At 60.4% G+C, this 23687-nt stretch carries 22 protein-coding genes, 1 pseudogene and 1 riboswitch; of the genes and pseudogenes, 7 read left to right on the forward strand and 16 right to left on the reverse strand.

Annotated elements, in window-relative coordinates:
- Nucleotides 1-61: 61 nt before the first annotated feature.
- Nucleotides 62-1066, reverse strand: a complete 1005-nt coding sequence (gene ltaE, locus PSH80_RS19680; RefSeq protein WP_305418010.1) for a low-specificity L-threonine aldolase — start codon at nucleotides 1064-1066, stop codon at nucleotides 62-64.
- 185 nt (nucleotides 1067-1251) lie between these two features.
- Nucleotides 1252-1421: riboswitch (FMN riboswitch) on the forward strand.
- 113 nt (nucleotides 1422-1534) lie between these two features.
- Between ltaE and PSH80_RS19685 the strand changes: the two genes are divergently transcribed.
- Nucleotides 1535-2044 (forward strand): 6,7-dimethyl-8-ribityllumazine synthase, encoded by a 510-nt coding sequence (locus PSH80_RS19685; RefSeq protein WP_057960446.1) that lies wholly within the window; start codon nucleotides 1535-1537, stop codon nucleotides 2042-2044.
- A gap of 130 nt (nucleotides 2045-2174) precedes the next feature.
- Here the strand turns inward: PSH80_RS19685 and astE are convergent, their stop codons facing one another.
- The 14 genes from astE to acs all read right to left on the reverse strand — a co-directional run bounded on the left by astE (nucleotide 2175) and on the right by acs (nucleotide 18108).
- Nucleotides 2175-3179: a succinylglutamate desuccinylase gene (gene astE, locus PSH80_RS19690; RefSeq protein ID WP_057960447.1), complete on the reverse strand. Its 1005-nt coding sequence runs from the start codon at nucleotides 3177-3179 to the stop codon at nucleotides 2175-2177.
- A 12-nt stretch (nucleotides 3180-3191) separates the two neighbouring features.
- The gene (locus PSH80_RS19695; protein WP_029294458.1) at nucleotides 3192-3482 is read right to left on the reverse strand and encodes a hypothetical protein; all 291 of its coding nucleotides are present in this window, start codon (nucleotides 3480-3482) and stop codon (nucleotides 3192-3194) included.
- Between the two features lie 23 nt (nucleotides 3483-3505).
- Nucleotides 3506-4852: an N-succinylarginine dihydrolase gene (gene astB / locus PSH80_RS19700; RefSeq protein ID WP_057439710.1), complete on the reverse strand. Its 1347-nt coding sequence runs from the start codon at nucleotides 4850-4852 to the stop codon at nucleotides 3506-3508.
- A gap of 121 nt (nucleotides 4853-4973) precedes the next feature.
- Entirely contained in the window at nucleotides 4974-6443 is a 1470-nt protein-coding gene (gene astD, locus PSH80_RS19705; protein WP_164844863.1) for a succinylglutamate-semialdehyde dehydrogenase, read from the reverse strand.
- Nucleotides 6440-7465 carry an arginine N-succinyltransferase gene (gene astA / locus PSH80_RS19710; protein ID WP_057960449.1) on the reverse strand — a complete coding sequence of 342 codons (1026 nt, stop codon included), beginning with the start codon at nucleotides 7463-7465 and terminating at the stop codon, nucleotides 6440-6442. Before astA ends, astD begins: the two co-directional genes overlap by 4 nt.
- Nucleotides 7466-7516: 51 nt before the next feature.
- Entirely contained in the window at nucleotides 7517-8536 is a 1020-nt protein-coding gene (gene aruF / locus PSH80_RS19715) for an arginine/ornithine succinyltransferase subunit alpha (RefSeq protein WP_032861580.1), read from the reverse strand.
- Between the two features lie 194 nt (nucleotides 8537-8730).
- Complete coding sequence (locus PSH80_RS19720) at nucleotides 8731-9951, reverse strand: aspartate aminotransferase family protein (RefSeq protein WP_057439713.1); 1221 nt, start codon at nucleotides 9949-9951, stop codon at nucleotides 8731-8733.
- Between the two features lie 241 nt (nucleotides 9952-10192).
- Complete coding sequence (locus PSH80_RS19725; RefSeq protein ID WP_057439714.1) at nucleotides 10193-11173, reverse strand: GlxA family transcriptional regulator; 981 nt, start codon at nucleotides 11171-11173, stop codon at nucleotides 10193-10195.
- Between the two features lie 228 nt (nucleotides 11174-11401).
- A complete protein-coding gene (locus PSH80_RS19730) occupies nucleotides 11402-12166 on the reverse strand; it encodes an ABC transporter ATP-binding protein (RefSeq protein WP_029294441.1) in 765 nt (254 codons plus the stop codon).
- A 27-nt stretch (nucleotides 12167-12193) separates the two neighbouring features.
- Complete coding sequence (locus PSH80_RS19735) at nucleotides 12194-13306, reverse strand: succinylglutamate desuccinylase/aspartoacylase family protein (RefSeq protein WP_057439715.1); 1113 nt, start codon at nucleotides 13304-13306, stop codon at nucleotides 12194-12196.
- 1 nt (nucleotide 13307) lies between these two features.
- Complete coding sequence (locus PSH80_RS19740) at nucleotides 13308-14006, reverse strand: ABC transporter permease (protein ID WP_198800055.1); 699 nt, start codon at nucleotides 14004-14006, stop codon at nucleotides 13308-13310.
- Nucleotides 14003-14692: an ABC transporter permease gene (locus tag PSH80_RS19745; RefSeq protein WP_029294434.1), complete on the reverse strand. Its 690-nt coding sequence runs from the start codon at nucleotides 14690-14692 to the stop codon at nucleotides 14003-14005. Before PSH80_RS19745 ends, PSH80_RS19740 begins: the two co-directional genes overlap by 4 nt.
- Nucleotides 14693-14783: 91 nt before the next feature.
- On the reverse strand, nucleotides 14784-15569 hold the full coding sequence (locus tag PSH80_RS19750; protein WP_305418019.1) for an ABC transporter substrate-binding protein: 786 nt from the start codon (nucleotides 15567-15569) through the stop codon (nucleotides 14784-14786).
- A 583-nt stretch (nucleotides 15570-16152) separates the two neighbouring features.
- The gene (acs, locus tag PSH80_RS19755) at nucleotides 16153-18108 is read right to left on the reverse strand and encodes an acetate--CoA ligase (protein ID WP_029294430.1); all 1956 of its coding nucleotides are present in this window, start codon (nucleotides 18106-18108) and stop codon (nucleotides 16153-16155) included.
- 393 nt (nucleotides 18109-18501) lie between these two features.
- Between acs and PSH80_RS19760 the strand changes: the two genes are divergently transcribed.
- From PSH80_RS19760 to PSH80_RS19785, 6 genes and pseudogenes are all read left to right on the forward strand, one after another.
- Nucleotides 18502-18771: a DUF2790 domain-containing protein gene (locus PSH80_RS19760; RefSeq protein ID WP_057444078.1), complete on the forward strand. Its 270-nt coding sequence runs from the start codon at nucleotides 18502-18504 to the stop codon at nucleotides 18769-18771.
- A 496-nt stretch (nucleotides 18772-19267) separates the two neighbouring features.
- The gene (locus PSH80_RS19765) at nucleotides 19268-20518 is read left to right on the forward strand and encodes a ribonucleotide-diphosphate reductase subunit beta (protein ID WP_090291778.1); all 1251 of its coding nucleotides are present in this window, start codon (nucleotides 19268-19270) and stop codon (nucleotides 20516-20518) included.
- 51 nt (nucleotides 20519-20569) lie between these two features.
- A pseudogene (locus PSH80_RS19770) lies at nucleotides 20570-20758 on the forward strand (HNH endonuclease); the annotation flags it as partial.
- 72 nt (nucleotides 20759-20830) lie between these two features.
- Nucleotides 20831-21475 carry an HAD family hydrolase gene (locus PSH80_RS19775; RefSeq protein ID WP_057960453.1) on the forward strand — a complete coding sequence of 215 codons (645 nt, stop codon included), beginning with the start codon at nucleotides 20831-20833 and terminating at the stop codon, nucleotides 21473-21475.
- A gap of 116 nt (nucleotides 21476-21591) precedes the next feature.
- Complete coding sequence (locus tag PSH80_RS19780) at nucleotides 21592-22542, forward strand: hypothetical protein (RefSeq protein ID WP_305418022.1); 951 nt, start codon at nucleotides 21592-21594, stop codon at nucleotides 22540-22542.
- 123 nt (nucleotides 22543-22665) lie between these two features.
- Nucleotides 22666-23040, forward strand: coding sequence for a helix-turn-helix transcriptional regulator (locus PSH80_RS19785; RefSeq protein ID WP_186626139.1), 375 nt, complete (start codon nucleotides 22666-22668; stop codon nucleotides 23038-23040).
- A 21-nt stretch (nucleotides 23041-23061) separates the two neighbouring features.
- On the opposite strand, the gene PSH80_RS19790 is transcribed toward PSH80_RS19785, so the two are convergent.
- The gene (locus tag PSH80_RS19790) at nucleotides 23062-23610 is read right to left on the reverse strand and encodes a hypothetical protein (RefSeq protein WP_162947765.1); all 549 of its coding nucleotides are present in this window, start codon (nucleotides 23608-23610) and stop codon (nucleotides 23062-23064) included.
- Nucleotides 23611-23687 lie beyond the last annotated feature (77 nt).

Below are 23687 nucleotides of genomic sequence, written 5' to 3' on the forward strand. Positions count from 1 at the left end.
CCTTTGCCCGTGGTACAGCGTGTTTATACGATAGAAACAGTCAATTAGACGGTATACACGGTCATTTCCGGGAAAACTCGACAAATGTCGCCAGCACTTGCTCGATCTGCGCCCGGCTGACGTCCAGGTGCGTGACCATGCGCAGGCGCGGCGCGGCGCTCAACTTGATCCCACGGGCCTCGGCAAACGCCTTCAGGGCCTGGGCCTGCTCGCCGATCTGCACGTAGACCATATTGGTCTGCACCGGCTCCACGCTGTAGCCGGCCTTGCGCAGCTCGTCGCCCAGCCAGTGGGCATTGGCATGGTCGTCGGCCAGGCGCGCCACCTGATGGTCCAGGGCATACAGCCCGGCCGCCGCCAGCGAGCCGGCCTGGCGCATGCCGCCGCCGACCATCTTGCGCAAACGACGGGCCTTGGCGATCAACGCACTGGAGCCACACAGCACCGAGCCAACCGGCGCGCCAAGGCCCTTGGACAGGCACACCGAAACCGAATCGAAATGCTGGGTAATCTCCCGGGCATCCACGCCCAGCTTGACGGCCGCGTTGTACAGGCGCGCGCCGTCCAGGTGCAGGGCCAGGCCGTGCTCACGGGTAAATGCGCGGGCAGCGGCCAGGTAGCTGATGGGCAAGACTTTGCCCTGCATGGTGTTTTCCAGGGCCAACAGCCGGGTGCGGGCGAAGTGGAAGTCGTCCGGCTTGATCGCTTCTGCGACCTGGGCCAGGTCCAGCGAACCGTCGGCCTGGACTTCCAGGGGCTGCGGCTGGATCGAACCCAGCACCGCCGCGCCGCCGCCTTCGTATTTGTAGGTGTGGGCCTGCTGGCCGACGATGTATTCCTCGCCCCGCTCGCAGTGGGCCATCAGCGCCAACAGGTTGCTCATGGTGCCGGTAGGCACGAACAGCGCCGCAGCGAAGCCCAGGCGCTTGGCCAGTTCGGCTTCCAGCAGGTTGACGCAGGGGTCTTCACCGTAGACATCATCGCCGCTGGGGGCGTCGGCCATGGCAGCTCGCATGCCAGGGGTGGGTTGGGTCACGGTGTCACTACGAAGATCAATAACCGACATCAAATCTGCCTCTGCGAGTGGGGAATTCCCTGTTGTAACCGATTACTGCGGGCATCACCGGCAAATATCAAGCCGGCTCCTGAATGGAGCTGCCAGCAAACCTGTCGATAGTCGATATTAACAAGCACCCTATGCAGTTTTTCGAAATGTATGGTAAAAACTCTCCGCCGCCAGGGTTCTGGCGGCAACGTTCTCAGGGCGGGGTGTAATTCCCCACCGGCGGTAATTGCGCGCAATGCGCATAGCCCGCGAGCGCTTGGCGCCTCGAACTGCTCACGCAGGACGGCGGCAAGGTCAGCAGACCCGGTGTGATCCCGGGGCCGACGGTCATAGTCCGGATGAAGAGAGAACGGGATTGGCGCCTAAGGGCCGAACGCTGATGGCATGCCTGCATGCTCCAGCCGCTCGCACCCTTAAATCCCATTCGATTCATAACGCCCTGTTTTTTTCATAAACAGGAGTCAGAACATGCAACCCACCGCAATCGACAGCAAGAGCAAAAACCACCACGGTGAGCGCGTCGCGTTTATCCAGGCTTGCTGGCACAAAGATATTGTTGATCAAAGCCGTAAAGGCTTCCTCGCCGAAATGCTCGTCCAGGGCTACCAGGAGTCGGATATCGACTTCTTTGAAGTCGGCGGCGCCTTTGAAATGCCCCTGCACGCCAAGCTGCTGGCCAAGTCCGGCCGTTACGCCGGCATCGTCGCTGCCGCCCTGGTGGTGGACGGCGGGATCTATCGCCATGAGTTCGTCGCGCAATCGGTGGTCAGCGGCCTGATGCAGGTGCAGTTGGAAACCGAAGTGCCGGTGTTCTCGGTGTCCCTCACGCCGCATCATTTCCACGCGGGCAGCGAGCACCACAACTTCTTCTTTGAGCACTTTGTGCACAAGGGCAAGGAAGCCGCGCAGACCTGCGCCGACACCCTGCACAAGATCCGCGCGATCCGTCGCAATGAGCCGCGTGCTGTAGCGGTTTAAGCGACACTGCAAAGCAAATGTGGGAGCGGGCTTGCTCGCGAAGGCGGAGTGTCAGTCAATACCTGTATGACTGATCCACCGCTTTCGCGAGCAAGCCCGCTCCCACATTCGACCGAGTCAGTCTCGGGGTTCAGGCCAGGCCAACATCTGTGGTCGGCACAATCAATATCCCCGCCCGCAAGCCATTCTTGACCTTCGGATTGGGGAAGATGATGCGCGCACCCTCCTCCTCGATCACCCAGCGGGTCTTGGCGATGTCTTCGGCCAGCAGATAGCCCTTCTCCAGCTCTGAAAAGTTCTCCACGTCCGCCGGCAAATGCAGGGTGAAGGCGTCGCTGTGCTTGATAACTTCCCGCGCCACGCTGAACAACTTCAGGCCGTCCAGGCCCTCGGTGGCCGGCTCGTTACCTTCGATGATCTGCTTGAGACGGGTTTCCAGGCGCGACACATCCACCCCCTGGTTCTGCCCAAATGGCCGGGCCTTGCCCAGCTCCAGGGTGAACGACTCGGCGCCCAGTTGCTCGTAGGTAAACGCGGTGAAGGTGATGGAGGTCTTGTTCTGCAACAGCACCGCCTCCATGCCAGCCGCACGTAAACGGGCCAGTTCGGCGCGTGAGTGCTGACGGCCTTCTTTGAAGGGGTACAGGGCGAACTGTTCGATCTTCGAGCCACGGATGGCCGTGTGCAGGTCGTAGTGCAAGCGGCTACGGCCGGGCACGCTGAAGAAGGTGCGGGCCAACTGCTCGAGCTCGGCGGCACGCATGGCTTCAGGGCCTATGCTTTGTTCGTGACGGCCGTTGAACAGCCGGTTGACGTCCTGCTCGAGATAACGCTCGCCGCGGCGTATGGCCTCGGGGTTGCCGAACAGGAACAGAATACGGGTGCGAGGCTTGATCTCCCCACGGGCAATGCCATGCAACAAGCGGTCGGCCAATTCGATCGGCGCGGTTTCGTTGCCATGGATACCGGACGACAGCAGCACATCGGCGCCGTTGTCCCGGGCTTCGGGAGGCCGCACTTCAAGGGCGCCCTCACTGAGCCAGCGCATCTGCACGCCGTCGACAGTCAGTTGAATTTTTTGCGCCGGTTCACGACCGGCGAGGGTCAGTTCAAGCAGTTTGCCGAGGGCGAGCATAGAGCAGCTTCCTTAGTGGTTGCAGCCTGGGCCGTGGACGTGATCGTCGTCATCACCTTCAACGTCGGCCGGTTCCATTTCCAGTTGCAGGCTCATCAGGTTGGTCGCCAGGGGGCGCATCAGCAGGTTGGCGTATTCGGCATCACCCTCTTCCACGTCCACGCCGATCAGCAGTTGGCCACGGCCGTCGTGCTGGATCCAGATTTCCTTGCCCTGCCACACCACGGCGAGGCGGGTGCAGGAGGTTTCCAGCTGGGTGCCGTCGGTGTCTTCAAGGATCAGCTTCAGGGTATCGGTGGTCATAAATAAGTCTCAGCCGTGGGGCTTTAATTGATCTGGAAAGGATAAACCGAGCCCAGTTTAAGGATTTGCGTCAGTTCATCCAATGCCGTGCGACATTCGAGCAGCAACTGCGGGTCAGCCAGGTCGGTTTCGCGCAGGCTGTCGCGGTAGTGCTTGCCGACCCATTGGGTCAACGTTTCATACAGCGGTGCCGTCATGATAACCCCTGGGTTGACCGCCGCCAGTTCAGCCTCCTTCAGCGCCACGCGCAAACGCAGGCAGGCCGGGCCGCCGCCGTTCTGCATGCTCTGCTTGAGGTCGAAGACTTTCACTTCGCCGATCGGCCCACCGGAACGGGTCAGGCTTTGCAGGTAGTGCCAGACGCGCTCGTTGTTGTGGCACTCTTCGGGCACGATCAACAGCATCGAACCGTCGGCGCGGCTCAGCAACTGGCTGTTGAACAGGTAAGAGCGCACGGCGTCTTCGACGCTGACCAGGGCGCGGGGCACGCAGATCGCCTGGAAGTTGCCGCCAACCTTGCCCAGCTTGGCCTGCAGCTCAGCCAGCATTTGCTCGGTATTGAGGAACGCATCCTCGTGATAGAACAACACTTCGCCGTTGCCCACCGCGATCACATCATTGTGGAACACACCGGCATCAATCACGGCCGGGTTCTGCTGGCCGTAGACCACACCGTCATCCTGCAGGCCATGCAAGCGCGCAACCGCCTGGGACGCTTCGAGGGTCTGGCGCGCCGGGTACTTTTGCGGCGCCGGGTAACGGGTGTCGAACGCACTGCGCCCAAACACAAAAAACTCCACGCCCGCCTCGCCATATTCGCGGCAGAAACGCGTGTGGTTAGCCGCGCCTTCGTCACCGAACTGCGCCACGGCCGGCAACGCGGCGTGGTGGGCGAAGTGCTTCTGGTCAGCAAACATGGCCCCCAGCACGCGGCTGGTGGTCGGGTGTTCGATGCTGCGGTGGTATTTGCAGTTGAGGTTGGCGGCGGTGAAATGCACGCGGCCGTCGGCCGTGTCGGCACTCGGGCTGACCGTGGCGGCGTTGGCCACCCACATGCTCGATGCGGAACAACTGGCCACCAGTAACGGCATGGCTTGCTTGGCCGCCTGCTGGATCACCTGGGCGTCGCTACCGGCAAAGCCAAGGCGGCGCAATGCGCCCACATCCGGGCGTTCCTGGGGGGCGAGCACGCCTTGCACAAAGCCCATGTCCATCAGGGCTTTCATTTTCGCCAGGCCCTGCAACGCCGCTTCCTTGGGGTTGGAAGATTGCTGGCTGTTGCTCTGGGACGCGACGTTGCCGTAGGACAAACCGCCGTAGTTATGGGTCGGCCCCACGAGACCGTCAAAATTGACTTCACAGGATTTCATCGGCGAGGCTCCACGAACATCTGTTTTTATAGGCATCAAAGGTCTTCAACACACCACAAATCTGTCTCTGCAAACCCGATCAACTGTAGGAGCTGGCTCCCACACAAGCCAGCTGCCACATTTAGATCAGCGTCACACCCGGAGTCAGCGCGGCCGGCAAGACCAGGCTCGGGGTTTCCAGGGACGCCACCGGGTACGCGCAATAATCCGCCGCGTAATACGCACTGGCGCGATGATTGCCCGATGCCCCTACCCCGCCAAAGGGCGCGGTGCTGGCGGCGCCGGTCAGTTGCTTGTTCCAGTTGACGATACCGGCCCGGCTCTCCAGCCAGAACTGCTGGTAACGCGCCTCGGAGTCCGACAACAGACCAGCGGCAAGGCCGTACTGGGTGTTGTTGGCTTCACTGATCGCCGCTTCGAAATCCGCGTAACGAATCACTTGCAGCAACGGGCCGAACAGCTCTTCGTCCTCGCGCTCGGTCACGGCCGTGACGTCGATGATGCCTGGCGTCAGCAAGGCTGCCTGCGCCTGGGGCTGAGTCATTTCCAGCAGCGCCACGGCGCCGTTGGCCAGCATCAACTCCTGGGCCTCCATCAAGGCCTTGGCCGCCGCCAGGGAGATCACCGAGCCCATGAACGGCGGCGGTTGCTGGTCGTAGGCACCGACGGCAATGGTCGCGCTGACCGCCACCAGGCGCGCCAGCAGTGCATCACCCCAGGCGCCTTCCGGTACCAGCAGGCGCCGGGCGCAGGTGCAGCGCTGGCCGGCGGAAATAAAGGCCGACTGGATGATGGTATAGACCGCAGCGTCCACATCGGCCACCTGGTCCACCACCAGCGGGTTGTTGCCGCCCATTTCCAGCGCGAGGATCTTGTCCGGGCGCCCGGCGAATTGCTGGTGCAGGTGGTTGCCGGTGCGGCTGGAGCCAGTGAAGAACAGCCCGTCGATACCTGGATTTGAGGCCAGGGCAATCCCGGTCTCGCGCGCGCCTTGCAGCAGGTTCAACACGCCCGCTGGCAGGCCGGCTTCGACCCAGCACTGTACCGTCAGCTCGGCCACTTTAGGGGTCAGCTCGCTCGGTTTGAACAACACGGTATTACCCGCGAGCAAGGCCGGGACGATATGCCCATTGGGCAAGTGGCCTGGGAAGTTGTAAGGGCCGAACACGGCGACCACACCGTGAGGCTTGTGGCGCAATACAGCGGTGGCGTCGCCCAGAGGGCCGCTCTTCTCGCCGGTACGTTCGCGGTAGCTTTGCACCGAGATCGCGATTTTATTGGCCATGCTGGTGACTTCGGTGGCCGATTCCCACAGAGGCTTGCCGGTTTCCTCACCAATGCAGCGGGCGATTTCATCGGCGCGGCTTTTCAGGGTGGCGGCAAAGGTTTCCAGCACACTGATGCGCTCTTGCAGCGGGCGCTTGGCCCAGGCCGGGAACGCTTGGCGCGCGGCCTGCACCGCGGATTCGACCTGCTCGACGCTGGCGCCATTGCCGGCCCAGACCACTTGCTGGGTCACCGGGTTCAGCGACTCAAAGCGTTCACCCTGGCCAGCCAGCCAGCTCCCTGCGATATACAACGCATTCATTATTTCGACTCCCGGGCAGCAGACAACGGTACCGCACGCACTTGATCACCAGCCACCAGTTGCAGGCGCTTGGCGGTCAGCGGATCGACCACCAGCGTGCCGGCAGCCAGGCGCGCCGGTGCGGCGGTGATGCGGCACTCTTCACGTTTACGGTTATGCATCAGGAACGGCGTGGCGTCGTCCCCCGGCGTGCCAATGGCCAGTACCAGCGCCTGGCTGTCGCGCACCGCGCGGATCTTGCTGGTCTCACACTCCACCGCCGGACCTGCGTCGAAGATATCGACATAGCCCTGGTAGCTGAAGCCTTCGCTCTTGAGCATGCTCAAGGCCGGCTCGGTGTCGGGATGGACCTTGCCGATCACGTTGCGGGCGTCCTCGGACAAAAAGCAGGTGTACAGCGGGAACTTGGGCATCAGTTCGGCGATAAACGCCTTGTTGCCCACGCCGGTGAGGTAGTCGGCCTGGCTGAACTCCATCTTGAAGAAGTGCCGGCCCAGGCTTTCCCAGAACGGCGAACGCCCGGCGTCATTGGACACCCCGCGCATCTCGGCGATGATCTTGTTGCCAAACAGCTGCGGGAACTCGGCGATAAACAGCATCCGCGCCTTGGCCAGCATGCGACCGTTGAGGCCGTTGCGGTAATCGGCATGCAGGAACAGCGAGCACAGCTCGGAGTTGCCCGTCAGGTCGTTGGCCAGGAACAGCGTAGGAATCTCGCGGTAGATGTTCAGCTCCTGGGAGGCGCTGACCGTCAGGCCGACCCGGAAGTTGTACCACGGCTCGCGCAGGCCGACGGCGCCGGCAATCGCGGAAATCCCCACCACGCGGCCTTCGTCGTTTTCCAGCACAAACAGGTAGTCGGCATCCCCGCGCCCGGCTTCGCCGCGAAAGGTTTTTTCAGCCCAACCCACCCGGTGGGTCAGGCGCTCTTCGTTGGCCGGCAAGGTGGTGAGACCGGTGCCAGTGCTGCGCGCCAATTCAATCAGGGCCGGTAAATCGCTGCTGCGTACGGGACGAACGATCATGCTATCTCCTCAAACGGGCCGCTGGCTGCAGCCACCCGCGAAACTCTGCTTTTAAACCGCGACCAGACGCACGCTGGCGCCTTCGCCGACGCCCAGGGCTTCGGCCGCTTCCAGGTCCAAGGTCACGGGCTTGCCCGGCGCGTAGTCCAGTTCGAGCATGACCGCGCGGTAATCCTGCAACTGCGCGTTGCTCACCAGGTACTGGCGGCCGACGCCCTTGACCATCTCGCCGATCTTCACCGGCACCACGCGGCTCTGGGCGATCGAACGAATGCCTGAGACCCGTGCATGCAGGGTCGGGCCACCGTCGAAGATGTCGATGTAATGGTCGGTTTCAAAGCCTTCGCGCATCAGGATGTCGAAGGTGATCTGCGCACGCGGGTGTACCTGGCCCATGGCTTCCTGGGCTTCGTCGGGCAACAGCGGCACGTAGATTGGGTAGTGCGGCATCAGTTCGGCAAGGAAGGTGCGGCTCTTCAACCCGCACAGGCGCTCGGCGGCAGCATAGTTGAGGTCGAAGAAGTTGCGGCCGATGGCGTCCCAGAACGGCGAGTCACCGTTCTCATCGCTGTAGCCGACAATCTCGGTCACCACCGAATCGGCAAACCGCTCCGGGTGGCTGGCGACAAACAACAGGCGGCCACGGGAGTTGAGTTCCGACCAGGCCGACCCCACCAGCTCCGGCACCACATAGAAGCTGGTCAGCAAGCTGTTGCCGGTCAGGTCGTGGCACTGGGACAGGACGTGAATTTTGTTGTGGATCTTCAGTTCACGGGAGGCGTGGACGAAGGTCTCGTTGCGAAAGCTGTAGAACGGCTCGGAATAACCGGCCGAGGCGACGATGGCCGAACAGCCCACCAGCTTGCCGGCAACGGTGTCTTCGAGAACAAAGAAATAGCTTTCTTCGCCGTTGAAACTCACTTCGGCGGCGAAGGACGCTTCGCTGGCGGCGATTTTGTCGCTCAGGCGTTCAACGTCATCCGGCAGGGAGGTGACACCAATCGGGCTGTCCGCAGCCAGACGCTGTACCTCGCCCAGATCAGCCATTTGCGCGGGGCGCATCACCAGCATGGTGTCACTCCTTAACTCGAAAACTTCATAAAAAAATGCCGGACACCGAACCTGGAATCACCCAGGTTCCAATGTGGCAGCGGGCTTGCCCGCGATTGCGGTGGGCCAGTCACAACAACGTCGACTGACAGATCGCTATCGCGGGCAAGCCCGCTCCCACATTTGATCCGGTTCGTTAGATAAATGTGTATCTATCAGGCTTGCGTCAGTGTTTTTACAGCACGCTCAAAACGATCCAGCCCTTCAGTGATATCCGCATCTTCCACCACCAGGCTCGGCGCAAAGCGCACCACGTCCGGGCCGGCTTGCAGGATCATCAGGTTCTCTTTCTCGGCCGCGTTGAACACGTCCTTGGCCTTGCCTTTGAAGGCGTCGCTCAATACGCAACCGAGCAGCAGGCCCATGCCACGCACCTGGGTGAAGATCCCGTATTTCTGGCCGATCTGCTCCAGGCGGGCCTTGAACAGGTCGTGCTTGGCATTCACGCCGGCCAGCACCTCAGGGGTGTTGATCACGTCGATCACCGCTTCCGCCACCGCGCATGCCAGCGGGTTGCCGCCGTAGGTGGTGCCGTGGGTGCCGACCACCAGGTGCTTGGCCAGGTCTTCACGGGTCAGCATCGCGGCAATCGGGAAACCACCGCCCAGGCTCTTGGCGCTGGTAAGGATGTCAGGCACAACGCCGTAGTGCTGGTAGGCAAACAGATGGCCGCTGCGGCCCATACCGGTCTGCACTTCGTCGAACACCAGCAGTGCATTGTTGGCGTCACACAGGTCGCGGGCACCTTGCAGGTACGCAAGTTCGGCCGGCAGCACGCCGCCTTCGCCCTGGATCGGCTCCAGCACCACGGCGCAGGTCTTGTCCGACACCGCAGCTTTCAGCGCGTCCAGGTCGTTATAAGGAACGTGGGTGATGCCGGTGATTTTAGGACCGAAACCATCGGAGTACTTCGACTGGCCACCGACGTTGACGGTAAACAGGGTGCGGCCGTGGAAGCTGTTCAGTGCGGCGATGATCTCGTATTTCTCGCTGCCGAAACGGTCGAACGCCACGCGACGGGCCAGCTTGAAGGCGGCCTCGTTGGCTTCGGCGCCGGAGTTGCAGAAGAACACGCGCTCGGCAAAGGTGGCGTCGATCAGTTTATGGGCCAGGCGCAGGGCCGGCTCATTGGTGAACACGTTGGAGACGTGCCACAGCTTGTTGGCCTGTTCAGTCAGTGCACCGACCAGCGCCGGGTGGGCATGGCCCAGCACGTTCACTGCGATGCCGCCGGCAAAGTCGATCAGCTCGCGACCCGACTGGTCCCACACACGGGAACCTTCGCCACGCACAGGGATAAAGGCGGCAGGGGCATAGTTGGGCACCATGACCTGGTCGAAATCGGCACGTTGCACCGGGGCTTGCTCAACGGACATCGGAGTCTCCTGAAGAGGAACGCCTGCCTGAAACTGGCGGGCGATGCAGGGATTGTAAGGACAGTTTTCAGCGCGGCCTTGCCGCCAAGCGACAACTTCTTATAGCGCCAACCCCCGTTTTACGCGGGTTTACGCCAATGCGACAAATAGCTTCGCAATGGCGCAGTTTAAACAGAAGACAGGCGGTTGCGGCAGTGCCGTGGGAATTTTGCTCAGTTGCATGCGCCGGACAAGACGCTGCTCAGCCGCGCTCGGACGGCACCGACGACAACTCGAACGGGCTGCTGCTGCGACGCTGGTTGCGGTCTTCACGCGGGGTGGCGCCGAAGAAGTTGCGGTAGGCGCTGGAGAAGTGCGGCCCCGAGGAGAAGCCGCAGGACAGGCCGATCTGGATGATCGACTTGCTGGTTTGCATCAACATCTGGCGCGCCTTGTTCAGGCGCAGTTCCAGGTAGTACTGGCTGGGAACGCGGTTGAGGTATTGCTTGAAGATCCGTTCCAGTTGTCGTCGCGACACGCACACATGCTGGGCGATTTCGTCGGTGGTCAGCGGCTCTTCGATATTGGCCTCCATCAGCAACACCGCCTGGGTCAGCTTCGGATGGCTGGAGCCCAGGCGGTTTTGCAGAGGGATGCGCTGGCGCTCGCCACCTTCACGGATGCGCTCCACCACCAGTTCTTCGGAGACCGCGCCCGCCAGTTCGGCGCCGTGGTCACGGGCCAGCACTGCCAGCATCAGGTCGAGGACCGACATGCCGCCACAAGCGCTCAGGCGATCGCGGTCCCAATCGAACAAATGGCTGGTGGCAATGACCTTGGGAAAACGCTCGGCAAAGTCGTCCTGCCAGCGCCAGTGCACGGCAGCACGATAGCCATCGAGCAACCCCAGTTGCGCCAGGGGATACACCCCTGCCGACAAGCCACCGATCACGCAGCCGGCGCGTACCAGCTGCTTGAGCGCAGAGCCCAGTTGCGAGGCGATCACCGTCGGCGGCTCATCGGCCAGCAGGAACAGCTTCTGGAAACCTTCCAGCTTGCCGGCCCAGGGTTCGCCGGGCAATTTCCACTCACCCTCGACCGGCGGCTCGGCCTGCAGGAATGACACCTCGTAGACCACATCCGGATGCACCCGCTGGGCAACGCGCAAGGCCTCCTCAGCCAGCGCAAGCGTCAGGGCTTTAGTGCTGGGCCAAATCAGGAAACCGATGCGATGGGCTGTCATGGAATGCTATCCGAAACGAAAAACGGGAGTAGAGGCATGGGCCAATGCTAGCCCGTAAGTAAACACAAAACTCAACACAAACAGAGATCTGATGTAGGGGCTGGCTTGCCTGCGACAGCGGCGGGCCAGTCACCTCGCCATCGCAGGCAAGCCCGCCCCCACAGGGAATCGAGGCCAACCTCAAGGCTGCGAAGCATGCACTATTTCAGTGCATAAACGCAGCCCTGTTTACTTCAAGCTACCGGACAAGAACTGCTGCAACCGCTCGGACTGCGGGTTGACCAGCACTTCACGCGGGTTGCCGCGCTCTTCGACAATGCCTTTGTGCAGGAACACCAACTGGTTCGACACTTCACGGGCAAAGCCCATTTCGTGAGTCACCACCACCATGGTCCGGCCTTCCAGGGCCAGGTCCTGCATGACTTTCAAGACTTCGCCGACCAGCTCCGGGTCGAGGGCCGAAGTCGGCTCGTCAAACAGCATCACCTCAGGCTCCATCGCCAGCGCCCGGGCAATTGCCACGCGCTGCTGCTCGCCACCGGACATATGGCCGGGGAAGGCGTCCTTGCGGTGGGCCACGCCCACTTTGGCCAGGTAGTGCTCGGCCTTTTCGCGGGCGTCTTTTTTCGACATGCCCAGCACGTGTACCGGGGCTTCCATGACGTTTTCCAGGGCGGTCATGTGCGACCACAGGTTGAAATGCTGGAACACCATGGACAGGCGCGAACGCATGCGCTGCAACTGCTTGGGGTCGGCGGCCTTCATCGCGCCGTCCTTGTTGGCCACCAGCTTCAGCTCTTCGTTATTGAGCAGGATCTTGCCGGCGTGAGGCTGCTCCAGCAGGTTGATGCAGCGCAAAAAGGTACTTTTGCCCGAGCCACTGGACCCGATGATGCTGATCACATCACCGGCCGCGGCGGCCAAGGACACGCCTTTGAGCACTTCATGACTGCCATAGCGTTTATGCAGGTCTTGGACTTCAAGTTTGTACATGCGGTCGGTTCTCACAAAAACAGTTGGTCAGTCGTTGAGCAAGCGCCCGTGACGCAGCGCTTCGCGCCCCGCCACCTTGGCCAGCCAGAAACCCGCTTGGGCATAACGTAGCCGTTCAACGGCAAACAACACCCCCGACGTACCGGCACAGACAATGCTGACGCGGTCGGCCAAAGGATCAATCACTTCAAAAATCGGTTCGCCGGTTTCCACCCAGTCACCGGCTTTACGCAGGTAACTGATCACCCCGGCGTGGGGTGCGAACAGCAATTCGGTGCCTTCAAAGGGCACCCCTTCACACGGCTCATGTTGCGGCGCCGGCCACTCACCCTTGATCAGGCCCTGCTCGGCGAGGAACGCGAGGATGCCTTCGGCGTGAAAAATCGCCTCATCCCGACCGGTGTCGGCCTGACCGCCCAGCTCCAGGGTGGTTGCCAGGCAAGCCAGGGGGATCTGCGCCTCGGGGAACGCCCGCGACAAACGCAGCCACGGCAACGAGCAGGCTTCATCAAACGAGCTGCCGCCGGAGTCTTCCGCCAACAGGCCGACCTTCACATTCAAATGCGCCGACAACGAACGCCACTGCGGCCAGTGCTGGGGCAGCGCGTACATGTGCAGCGCAGCTTCGGCATCGCAGTGCAGGTCGAGGACCACATCGGCGGTGCAGGCATGGCTCAGCAAGACCCGCTGCATGCCTTGCAACTGGCTGCTCGGCTCGGGCAATGCATTGAGCGCATCGCTCATCGCCTGGCGGATCATGCGCACGTTGGCGTGAGGATCGTCGCCCAGCCGGCCTTCCAGCAGGGCCGCCACCGGCGCGCTCAACTCGACGAAATCACGGTTGAAGTTCTTGCCGCTGCCAATCTCGAAACGCCCCTGGTGGCTGCCTTGCAGCAACTGCCCGAGGCCCATCGGGTTGGCCACCGGCACCAGTTCGATCACCCCGTTGAGCGCACCCTGCTGCTCCAGCTCAAGCAGGCGCTTTTTCAGCTCCCAGGCCGCGCGCATCCCCGGCAACTCATCGGCGTGCAGGCTGGCCTGCAGATACGCCTTGCGCTCGCCGTGGCCGAAGCGGAACACCGTCAGTTGGCGCTCGCAGCCCAGGTGCCCCCAGGGCAATACGTGGTCGATGCGTTCCATATCAGTGCTTCCGTGGAGCCAGGTAGCTCAACCAGCGACGCTCGGCCAGCTTGAACAGGCGCACCAGGATGAACGTCAGGCACAGGTAGAACAGGCCCGCGGTGATATAGGCTTCGAACGGCAGGTAATACTGGGCGTTCACCGTGCGCGCGGCACCGGTGATGTCGATCAGGGTAACGATGGAGGCCAGGCTGGTGGTCTGCAACATCATGATCACTTCATTGCTGTACTGCGGCAGCGCCCGGCGCAGGGCCGAGGGCAGCAGGATGCGGCGGTACAGCTTGTAGCGCGACATGCCCATGGCCTTGGCGGCTTCGATCTCGCCATGGGGCGTGGCCTTGAGGCTGCCGGCGATGATTTCTGCGGTGTAGGCACTGGTGTTGATGGCAAAGGCCAGGCAGGCGCAGAAGGTTGCGCTGGACAGCCACGGCCAGAGGATGCTCTCGCGTACTGCTTCGAACTGGGCCAGGCCGTAGTAGATCAGGAACAGCTGCACCAGCATCGGCGTGCCACGGATCACATAGGTGTAGAGCCAGGCCGTGCCATTGACCAGCGGCTGCTTGGACACCCGCATCAGGCCCAGGGGCACGGCGGCGAGCAGGCCGAAGAACAGCGAGATCAGCAGCAGTTTGAGGGTGGTCAGCAAGCCGCCAAGGTACAGCGGCATGGCCTCCCAGATGACGTTGTAGTCGAAGATCATAGATCAGCCGCCTTTACGCCTACCGAGTAGCGCTTCTCAAGGTAACGCAGGGCCAGCAACGAGACGCTGGTGATCACCAGGTACATCGCCGCCACCGCGAGGAAGAAGGTAAAAGGTTCGCGGGTGGCATCCGCCGCCTGCTTGGCCTTGAACATCATGTCTTGCAGGCCCACCACCGAAATCAGCGCAGTGGCCTTGGTCAATACCAGCCAGTTGTTGGTAAAGCCGGGGATTGCCAGCCGGATCATCTGCGGCACCATCACCCGGAAAAACACCTGGAACGGGCTCATGCCATAGGCCATGCCCGCCTCGGCCTGCCCCTTGGGGATGGCCATGAAGGCGCCACGGAAGGTTTCCGAGAGGTAGGCGCCAAAGATGAAACCCAGGGTGCCGATACCGGCGGCCAAGGGGTTCAAGTCAATATAGTCGTCGTAGCCCAGTAGCGGCGCGACGCGGTTGAGCAGGTCCTGACCACCGTAGAAAATCAGCAGGATCAGCACCAGGTCGGGGATCCCGCGGATCACCGTGGAATACAGGTCGCCCAGCCACGCCAGCCAGCGGACCGGCGACAGGCGCAATGCAACCCCGATCAGACCCAGAACAATGGCCAAGGCCATGGACGACAAGGCGAGCTGAAGCGTCAACCATGCGCCATCGAGGATAACGGCCCCGTAGCCTTTCAACATGATTCAGGTCCTCGAAAAGGCGGATGAAAAAATGGCGCAAACTTCAGAGACCCTGGTGCTTGCGCCATTCTGGACAGACAACTGCGAAGGTTTACTTGGCGTCAGCGCCGTAAATATCGAAGTTGAAATACTTTTTCTCGATTTCTTTGTACTTGCCATTGGCGCGGATCGCAGCGATGGCTGCATTGATGCGCTCCAGGTTGGCCTTGTCGCCTTTACGCACTGCGATACCGATGCCGTCGCCGAAGTACTTGGCGTCGGTGAACGCAGGACCTACGAACGCGTAGCCTTTGCCCGGGTCGGTCTTCAGGAAACCGTCTTCGAGCAGGGTCGCGTCAGCCACGGTGCCATCAAGGCGACCGGCAGCCACGTCCAGGTAGATTTCGTTCTGGGTGCTGTAAGGAACGATGGTCGCACCTTTAGGCGCCAGGACTTCCTTGGCGAAACGGTCGTGGATCGAACCGCGCTGTACGCCGATCTTCTTGTCCTTGAGCTCAACCAGGCTGTCGCTGACGGCAACGCCGTCCTTCATCACCAGGCGCGCCGGGGTCAGGTAGTAGCGGTTGGTGAAGTCCACGGACTTCTTGCGGTCGTCAGTGATGGACATGGACGACAGAATCGCGTCGATCTTGCGGACTTTGAGCGCCGGAATCAGGCCGTCGAATTCCTGCTCGACCCAAGTGCACTTGACCTTCATCTCTTCGCACAGGGCGTTGCCGATGTCGTAGTCGAAACCGACGATGTTGCCGTCCGGCGCCTTCGAGGCAAACGGAGGGTAGGCTGCTTCGATACCAATTTTCAGCGGCTTCTCTTCAGCGAAGGCTTGCATGGACAGCACGGACAGCGCCAGGGCGCCCAACAGCACGAGTTTCTTCATCTTGGGACTCCATCGGTATAGGACAAAAACAGCAGTATGAGCCATGGCCCACGATGCGACTGAGTGAAACCGAATAGCGGTGCTGCGTCCTACACCAGTTCAACACGGCGACGACGAGCGAGTGATCGGCATTCTAACGACAGGCCGGAAGCCGATATTTCCTCAATGCGACAACAATTTACAGAAGCACCGAGAAAGCGACTCCAATACATTGACAACCCCTGAAATCTATGCAGAGGCAAAAGATATTAAACCTATTAACGCTGCAAATTGCGGGCCTATTATTCGCAAACCCTTCTATCCCGGCAAGTGTAGCGTTTGATCTTATTTTGCCGGGTGTCTAAAACGGGCATTTTCGGGGCACTGATGTAGCACTTTGCCTCATGTTTGGGCGCAGGGTTACACATTTGCACCGCTGGGTAACATTCAGAAACGCCCTACGAGATAAACCGATATTTATTGACTTGCTACTGAGAGCGGTCTGTCAGCCGCCAGCACCCACATTGATGGCGCTTCAAAGTGAATTCCCACAAAAAAGCCCCACCCGGCCTACACCGAATGGGGCTTGGTCCCATAAACCCGCTTACGCGACGTTCATGGTCTTGTGAGTATCAATCAAATGCTGCACCACGCTTGGATCGGCCAGGGTGGAGATATCGCCCAGCCCGTCATACTCGGCCGTGGCAATCTTGCGCAGGATACGACGCATGATTTTCCCCGAACGGGTCTTCGGCAGACCCGGTGCCCACTGGATCACGTCCGGCGAAGCAATCGGGCCAATTTCCTTGCGTACCCAGTTCTTCAGCTCCAGGCGCAATGCTTCAGTCGGCTCCTCGCCGTTTTTCAGGGTGACATACACATAGATGCCCTGCCCCTTGATGTCGTGAGGTACACCGACCACTGCTGCTTCCGTGACTTTCGGGTGGGCAACCATGGCGCTTTCGATCTCGGCGGTACCCATGCGGTGCCCGGAAACGTTGAGCACGTCATCCACACGGCCGGTGATCCACCAGTAACCGTCTTCATCGCGACGCGCGCCGTCGCCGGTGAAGTACATGCCACGGAAGGTCTTGAAGTAAGTGTCGACGAAACGGTCATGGTCGCCGTACAGGGTACGCGCCTGGCCTGGCCACGAATCGAGGATCACCAGGTTGCCTTCGGCGGCGCCCTCGATGATGTTACCCAGGTTGTCCACCAACGCCGGTACCACACCAAAGAATGGGCGTGCCGCCGAACCCGGCTTGAGCGCGTGAGCGCCCGGCAATGGGCTCATCAGGGTCGCGCCGGTTTCGGTCTGCCACCAGGTATCGACAATCGGGCAACGGGATTGGCCGACGTTCTTGTAGTACCAGTCCCACGCTTCCGGGTTGATCGGCTCACCCACCGAACCCAACAGGCGCAGGCTGCTGCCGTCAGTGCCTTCGCAGGCGGCGGTGCCGGAAGCCATCATTGCGCGGATCGCCGTCGGCGCGGTGTAGAGGATATTGACCTTGTGCTTGTCGACGATTTTCCCGACCCGGGTGATATCCGGGTAGTTCGGCACGCCTTCGAACAGCAGCGTGGTCGCGCCATTGGCCAGCGGGCCGTAGACAATATAAGTGTGGCCAGTGACCCAACCGACGTCGGCGGTGCACCAGTAGACTTCGCCCGGGCGGTAGTCGAACACACGCTCGTGGGTCAGGGCCGCGTACAACAGGTAGCCGCCGGTGGTGTGCTGCACGCCCTTGGGCTTGCCAGTGGAGCCGGAGGTGTAAAGGATGAACAGCGCTTCTTCGGCACCCATCTCTTTTGGCGCACAGACAGTGCCCGCCACTTTCATCAGGTCTTCATACCAGATGTCGCGATGCTGGTTCCACTTGATCTGGCCATTGGTGCGCTTGCACACGATGACTTTCTGGATGCTGCTGGTTTCCGGGTTGGTCAGCGCGTCGTCGACGTTGGCCTTGAGCGGCACCTTCTTGCCGGCACGGATGCCTTCGTCAGCGGTGATCACCACTTTGGATTTGCAGTCGATGATGCGACCGGCCAGGGCCTCAGGCGAGAAACCGCCAAACACCACCGAGTGGATCGCACCGATGCGGGTACAGGCCAGCATGGCGACCACGGCTTCGGGAATCATCGGCATATAGATGGTCACCACGTCGCCGCGGTGCACATCCTGGCCACGCAGGGCGTTGGCGAACTTGCAGACTTGTTCATGCAATTCGCGATAGGTGATGGTACGGCTCTCGGAAGGGTCGTCGCCCTCCCAGATGATTGCCGCCTGGTCGCCACGCTCGGCGAGGTGACGGTCCAGGCAGTTATAGGAAACGTTGAGGGTGCCGTCTGCGAACCATTTGATATCGACATGGTGGTCGTCGAACGAGGTCTGCTTGACCGTGGTGAAAGGCTTGATCCAGTCAAGACGCTTGGCTTGCTCGCGCCAGAAGCCGTCGGGGTTGACCACCGACTGCTGGTACATGGCCTTGTAGGTCGCCTCGTCGGTCAGCGTGTTGGCTGCTACTTCGGGGCGAACGGGGTACAGGGAAGCCGCACTCATCTTTCTTACCTCGGTGACAATAGTTGTTGTTGTATGCCCCTGTTTTAGCCGGGGTAGGCCTATAGAACCATTCGACGATGGTAGTAACAAGCCCCTACAAATTACCCTGATATCTCCTTGCAATGCTCTGGTTCGGGGCTTGTGGCGCTTTTCTCAGCCTCTAAAAAAACCTCTGTGGTGGATTGTTACGAAAACCGCCAAAAGTGTTTATCAAAAGTACGGGTATATGAATGCAACCCAGGCGCCTAAAATCAGCCTCGCCAACAAGGCACCGTGATTAACCAAGTTGCAGCCCCCACGAAGGCACGTTAATCCGAACTCACTACTCAAGTTACACACGTGGCCTCACAAAGGCCCCGTGACCCCCTTCGACTGTAAAAAGGTAAATTGGAAATGAAAGCTTTATTAGTTATGGCCCTTGCCAGCTTGTGCGCCACCGCCGCCCTGGCCGACGAGATCCCGACTGACGTAGCCAGCCAGCACACCGCCATTGTTGAGGAATACACCTACTCCACCGATCTGGATATCGCCAAAGTGGTGTCCATGAGCGCCATCCCAAATGTCTGCGAAGTTGTTCCAGCGCGCATGGAATATGAAGACCACCAGGGCCAGCGTCATATTCTTAATTACAAAGTCATGGGCAATGGTTGCTCTAACGGTTAATAACTTAGTTAGTTAGAACTTAACCTGACAATGTTCGCCGCAAGGAATTGTCCTTGCGGCAAAGAATCACCCGCAAAATCCTCGCCTTGCCCCCTGCTTCAAAAATCCCTCACCGCCCGTCAAAAAAATCCTACCCCGGCAAACCCTTGTAAACCCGTGCCCCCGCCGGAAATACCCTCATTTTGCCCCTCGACTGAGGCTATCCGCCGCAACACAAAGGCAAATTTTTCCCTATAATGCGCGGGTAAATCGGGCCTGCAATATCCCTTTACATGGGGTAACGAGCCAGACCTGAGGCCCCGCAGGAGTACGACACTGTCGCTCCGCCCCTCAGGCCTCAAGCAGAACACCCGTAGCCCTATTCCGTTTAGTGCCTGCGCGAGCTGTTGCAACAAACGATTCCTTAAAGATCCACCGCGGCCCTTGGGCCGTGTGAACACCCAACCATCCGGTTTCACACGGGCACCATTGGCCCACACGCAGGAGACGACACGTCATGCTGAGCTGGGACGAATTCGACAAAGAAGAAGAAGGCGAAGTAGCCGCTAAAGGCGCCAACGCCGGCCACGCCACCGAAGCCAACATGGACCGCCTCGACGGTGCCGGCGCTGCCGCCGCCATCGAAGCCCGCGCCGTCACCGCCAACGACTCCGCCGCCATCGTGCGCGCCAAGGCTGCCCTGGACAAACTCGACGTCGCCGAAGGCCTCGCCGAACTCGAAGGCGCTTCCGCCCGTGTCGCCGTTGACGAAAAGCGCATGATCAACTGCCGCGCCGACCTCAACCAACTCGTACCCTTCAAGTACGACTGGGCCTGGCAGAAATACCTCGACGGCTGCGCCAACCACTGGATGCCGCAAGAGGTCAACATGACCGCCGACATCGCCCTGTGGAAAAACCCCGAAGGCCTGACCGACGACGAACGTCGCATCGTCATGCGCAACCTGGGTTTCTTCTCCACTGCGGACTCGTTGGTCGCGAACAACCTGGTGCTGGCCGTGTACCGCCTGATCACCAACCCGGAGTGCCGCCAGTACATCCTGCGCCAGGCCTTCGAAGAGGCGATCCACACCCACGCCTACCAGTACTGCATCGAATCGCTGGCCATGGATGAAGGCGAGATCTTCAACATGTACCACGAGATTCCATCGGTCGCCAAAAAGGCAGCCTGGGGCCTGAAATACACCCGTTCGATCTCCGATCCGAAGTTCGAAACCGGCACCGTCGACACCGACAAAGAACTGCTGCGCAACCTGGTCGCTTACTACTGCGTGCTGGAAGGCATCTTCTTCTACTGCGGTTTCACCCAGATCCTGTCCATGGGCCGCCGCAACAAAATGACCGGCGTGGCCGAGCAGTTCCAGTACATCCTGCGCGATGAGTCGATGCACCTGAACTTCGGCATCGACGTGATCAACCAGATCAAAATCGAAAACCCACACCTGTGGGATGCCGACATGAAGGAAGAAGCGACCCAGATGATCCTGCAAGGGACCCAGCTGGAGATCGAATACGCACGCGACACCATGCCACGCGGCGTGTTGGGCATGAACGCGGCGATGATGGAGGACTACCTCAAGTTCATCGCCAACCGTCGCCTGTCGCAAATCGGCTTGAAGGAAGAATACCCAGGGACCACTAACCCGTTCCCGTGGATGAGCGAGATCATGGACTTGAAGAAAGAAAAGAACTTCTTTGAGACCCGGGTGATCGAGTATCAGACCGGTGGGGCGTTGAGCTGGGATTGATCAGCTCATAGTCGCGGCGTGAAAAAGCCCTGGGGTCGCACCCGGGGCTTTTTTATGGCCGCCGGTTTGCCATTTCTTGAAGTACATCACCTCAAGCACCTGGCCCGTAAGGGTTCGGATCGCATCTCCAATGCTGTAGCCTTGTGCCCCAATTGCCATCAGCGTTGTCACTGGTCGAGCGACCGGGATGATTTCACTGCGGGGTTTTACTCGAGAATCAGCAGATTGATACCGGAGTAGACTCCTGCGGTCACAGCTTATGCATTCCAAAAAAATAGTAGATAGGACCGAGGCCACCCCGTGAACCCAGACATGCTAGAAGCCGGCCCCGTGGGCGCCAAGGTACTTTCAGTGTTCGACTTCGACGGCACCCTGACCCGCCACGACAGTTTTGTACCGTTTCTCAAGTTTGCTTTCGGCAAGCAGGAATTCAATCGCCGGATGCTCAAACTGGCGCTGCCGGGCTTGCGTTTTCTGGTGCGCCGGATGAGCCGTGATGAGCTCAAGGCGCAGTTGATTCGCACCTTTATGACCGGCGTAGAAAAGGCCTGGGTGCAGCGCAAAGCCGAAGAATACTGCCAGGCTTATTGGAACAAGCTGATGCGCCCTGCCGGTTTGCAGTCGGTGGCCGATGAAATTGGCTCCGGTGCCGAAGTGACGTTGTGTTCGGCTTCGCCGGCAATCGTGTTGCAACCTTTTGCCGATCGCCTGGGAATCAAACTGATCGGGACCGAGCTTGAGGTGGTCGATGGGGTGTTGAGTGGGCGCCTTACGGGCAACAACTGCCGTTGCGAGAACAAGGTGTTGCGGCTTGAGGCGGTGTATGGCGACCTGGGTGAGTATCGGCTCAGGGCCTGGGGCGACACGCGCGGGGATCGCGAGTTGCTGGCGGCGGCGCAAGATGCGCATTGGCGGCATTTTCATTCGGCCAAGCGCCGAGGCAAACCGAAGCCGTAAGCCGCTTGGAACCAGCCCTTTCAGACGCGTTGAAAGGGCTGCGCCCCGATAGCGGACATTTGTGCTACCTGCGCAACCCCGCTATTAATAGCGAATCTTGCCACGGACCCGCCCCGATGAAATTCGACACAGCCTATTGCCTGAGCCTGGACGAAAAGCTGTCGATCTATGACGTGCGCGACCTGAATTTCGACGAAACCGCCGCCTTCGACTCCGACAAGGACAGCTTCCTCTGCCCCAACGATGATTGCCGCGCAGCGTTTGCGGCGGGCAATGTGCTGGGTACGTTCAATGGCAAGAACGTCAACTACCTGCGCACCCCGCACTTCAAGAACCTGCCCAGCACCCGGCATATCGACGGCTGCCGCTATGCCAGCCACAAGGCCGCTGCGGGAGACGCTGCGGACGAGCGCGAGGAGAACTTCCCGTCGGAGTTTGTGCTGACTCGACGTCAGTACGAACGCAAGACAGTCATCCAAGGTTCCGCAGACGCTATCCCACAAGATCCGGCGAAAGCACCTTCGAAAACCTCCAATACTTCCCACAACGCCAGCGAAACCACCCCGGACAAGACCAGCGTCTTCGCCCACCCGGTGGAATGCTACGTGTCCAATATCGACGACAAGGACAAGCTCAAGGGCATGCCGTTGAAGATCGGTGAGCACACCGCGACGTATTGGGCGTTTTTCAAGAAGATCGAATACCTGCAAGACAACAAGGGCTTGATCTACTGGGGCCGGATCAAAGCGATCAAGGACTACACCAGCAGCGTTCGCATCGACTTTGAAAAGAAAGTGTGGCTCGACAAAAAGCCGTATTCCGTCAACGTCTACCTGAACAAGAAGCTGATCGAGAACTACCGCAAGCGCAAGGCGTTCCTGGAGCAGATCAGGGCCGCCGTAAACAGCGATCGCCCGCTGTATTGCTTCTTTTATGGTGTGACGCCGGAGTTGAAACAGGTACCAAGCAAGAAAAACCCCGAGCAGACGTTCGGGGTGTTCAGTGCCGATATCCAGAACCTGGACCACCTGCTGATCCGCGAGGCGCCGGGGCTGGAGGAGAAGTGACCGGAAGCGCCCGCCAATCGCGGGCCGATCAGCCGAGAAAGAATCCAGTTGATGAACGGTCAAAACAACTGTACAAAAACACAGTATAGTTTGCCCTCCCCCGTTGGATTCCTGGAGAACCCCATGTCCTCTCTGGCAGTGAGCACCACCGTAGATCAGCAAATCGTCCTTCATCAATTCACCCCACGGCACAGTGTGCAGGCCCGCGCGATGCTGGGCTGGAGCCGGGAAGACCTGGCCCGACAAGCCGGAGTTGGGGTGGACGCTATCCAGCGTTTTGAAAGCCATCAGGAGGTGGATGACGCCATCCGCATCGCCCTGGCATTTCGTCTGGAGCACGAAGGCCTGGTGTTTTTCCCAGGGTTTGCGCCGGGATGGGGCATGAGCGGGCGGCGCTCCCCTGCGCCACAGGCGGATGCCGAACCGGCTCGTCGGAGCCTTATCGCCCGGCTGCTGGGCTCGCCATCCTCGAACACGCCTCAACCCAACGGCGCTTAGGCCCGATGACCGCGCAAAGGGTCACCTCACGGGCATGTCGGCGTGAGCCTGCATCGCCTGTTGATAGACCCGCACCAAGACCGACAGCGAGTCCCGTGCCCAACGGGCACCGTAGAACCAGAGTACGACCCTCGTGCCTTGGAGACCGTCGCTGAATATCTGGCATACGCCTGGGTATCCGGTTTTGCAGAAGAGGTGGAAGGCTGGGCTTTGGCCGTCTGACACCAACGCGTCGAGGCGATGCTCGTTCGTTCGCTTGTCGATCTCGTTGCTGGACTCCAGGGTGAAGTACGCGGCATCCGGTAACTGTGCCTCCACTGGCACCACTTCGGCGCCGGCAGCCTTTAACACCTCCAAAGCCTGGAGAAACCCGCTGGAATGCTCCACCGTTTCACGTACACCGTTGCGCAAATATCCGTCGGCAAAACCGATACGCCAATCGGCCAGGGCGGGAGCGGATTTGGCGGCGTTGTTTTCCATGATGGGCGGAACTTCCACCATGACCTGGCCTACAGGGTCCAGGCCGCTCAAGGCAATAAGCGATAGCGACGGATCACGTACGGTCTTCATCATCGGGCCAGGGATATCGAACCTGGGGCCCTGGACGGCAGGCGTAGCAGCAGGCTGAAACTCAATGCCACCGCGAG

The sequence above is a fragment of the Pseudomonas sp. FP818 genome (assembly GCF_030687335.1).
In the GTDB taxonomy this organism is placed as follows: Bacteria; Pseudomonadota; Gammaproteobacteria; order Pseudomonadales; family Pseudomonadaceae; genus Aquipseudomonas; species Aquipseudomonas shahriarae.

What these genes read in the sequence shown, in the direction of transcription:
- PSH80_RS19725 (WP_057439714.1), bottom strand. Translation starts at nt 11,173, where the DNA reads ATGACAGCCCATCGCATCGGTTTCCTGATTTGGCCCAGCACTAAAGCC.
- PSH80_RS19695 (WP_029294458.1), bottom strand. Translation starts at nt 3,482, where the DNA reads ATGACCACCGATACCCTGAAGCTGATCCTTGAAGACACCGACGGCACC.
- PSH80_RS19760 (WP_057444078.1), top strand. Translation starts at nt 18,502, where the DNA reads ATGAAAGCTTTATTAGTTATGGCCCTTGCCAGCTTGTGCGCCACCGCC.
- PSH80_RS19730 (WP_029294441.1), bottom strand. Translation starts at nt 12,166, where the DNA reads ATGTACAAACTTGAAGTCCAAGACCTGCATAAACGCTATGGCAGTCAT.
- PSH80_RS19750 (WP_305418019.1), bottom strand. Translation starts at nt 15,569, where the DNA reads ATGAAGAAACTCGTGCTGTTGGGCGCCCTGGCGCTGTCCGTGCTGTCC.
- PSH80_RS19745 (WP_029294434.1), bottom strand. Translation starts at nt 14,692, where the DNA reads ATGTTGAAAGGCTACGGGGCCGTTATCCTCGATGGCGCATGGTTGACG.
- PSH80_RS19765 (WP_090291778.1), top strand. Translation starts at nt 19,268, where the DNA reads ATGCTGAGCTGGGACGAATTCGACAAAGAAGAAGAAGGCGAAGTAGCC.
- astA (WP_057960449.1), bottom strand. Translation starts at nt 7,465, where the DNA reads ATGATCGTTCGTCCCGTACGCAGCAGCGATTTACCGGCCCTGATTGAA.
- aruF (WP_032861580.1), bottom strand. Translation starts at nt 8,536, where the DNA reads ATGCTGGTGATGCGCCCCGCGCAAATGGCTGATCTGGGCGAGGTACAG.
- astB (WP_057439710.1), bottom strand. Translation starts at nt 4,852, where the DNA reads ATGAAATCCTGTGAAGTCAATTTTGACGGTCTCGTGGGGCCGACCCAT.
- PSH80_RS19720 (WP_057439713.1), bottom strand. Translation starts at nt 9,951, where the DNA reads ATGTCCGTTGAGCAAGCCCCGGTGCAACGTGCCGATTTCGACCAGGTC.
- astE (WP_057960447.1), bottom strand. Translation starts at nt 3,179, where the DNA reads ATGCTCGCCCTCGGCAAACTGCTTGAACTGACCCTCGCCGGTCGTGAA.
- PSH80_RS19790 (WP_162947765.1), bottom strand. Translation starts at nt 23,610, where the DNA reads ATGAAGACCGTACGTGATCCGTCGCTATCGCTTATTGCCTTGAGCGGC.
- acs (WP_029294430.1), bottom strand. Translation starts at nt 18,108, where the DNA reads ATGAGTGCGGCTTCCCTGTACCCCGTTCGCCCCGAAGTAGCAGCCAAC.
- ltaE (WP_305418010.1), bottom strand. Translation starts at nt 1,066, where the DNA reads ATGTCGGTTATTGATCTTCGTAGTGACACCGTGACCCAACCCACCCCT.
- PSH80_RS19785 (WP_186626139.1), top strand. Translation starts at nt 22,666, where the DNA reads ATGTCCTCTCTGGCAGTGAGCACCACCGTAGATCAGCAAATCGTCCTT.
- PSH80_RS19685 (WP_057960446.1), top strand. Translation starts at nt 1,535, where the DNA reads ATGCAACCCACCGCAATCGACAGCAAGAGCAAAAACCACCACGGTGAG.
- PSH80_RS19775 (WP_057960453.1), top strand. Translation starts at nt 20,831, where the DNA reads ATGCTAGAAGCCGGCCCCGTGGGCGCCAAGGTACTTTCAGTGTTCGAC.
- PSH80_RS19735 (WP_057439715.1), bottom strand. Translation starts at nt 13,306, where the DNA reads ATGGAACGCATCGACCACGTATTGCCCTGGGGGCACCTGGGCTGCGAG.
- PSH80_RS19780 (WP_305418022.1), top strand. Translation starts at nt 21,592, where the DNA reads ATGAAATTCGACACAGCCTATTGCCTGAGCCTGGACGAAAAGCTGTCG.
- PSH80_RS19740 (WP_198800055.1), bottom strand. Translation starts at nt 14,006, where the DNA reads ATGATCTTCGACTACAACGTCATCTGGGAGGCCATGCCGCTGTACCTT.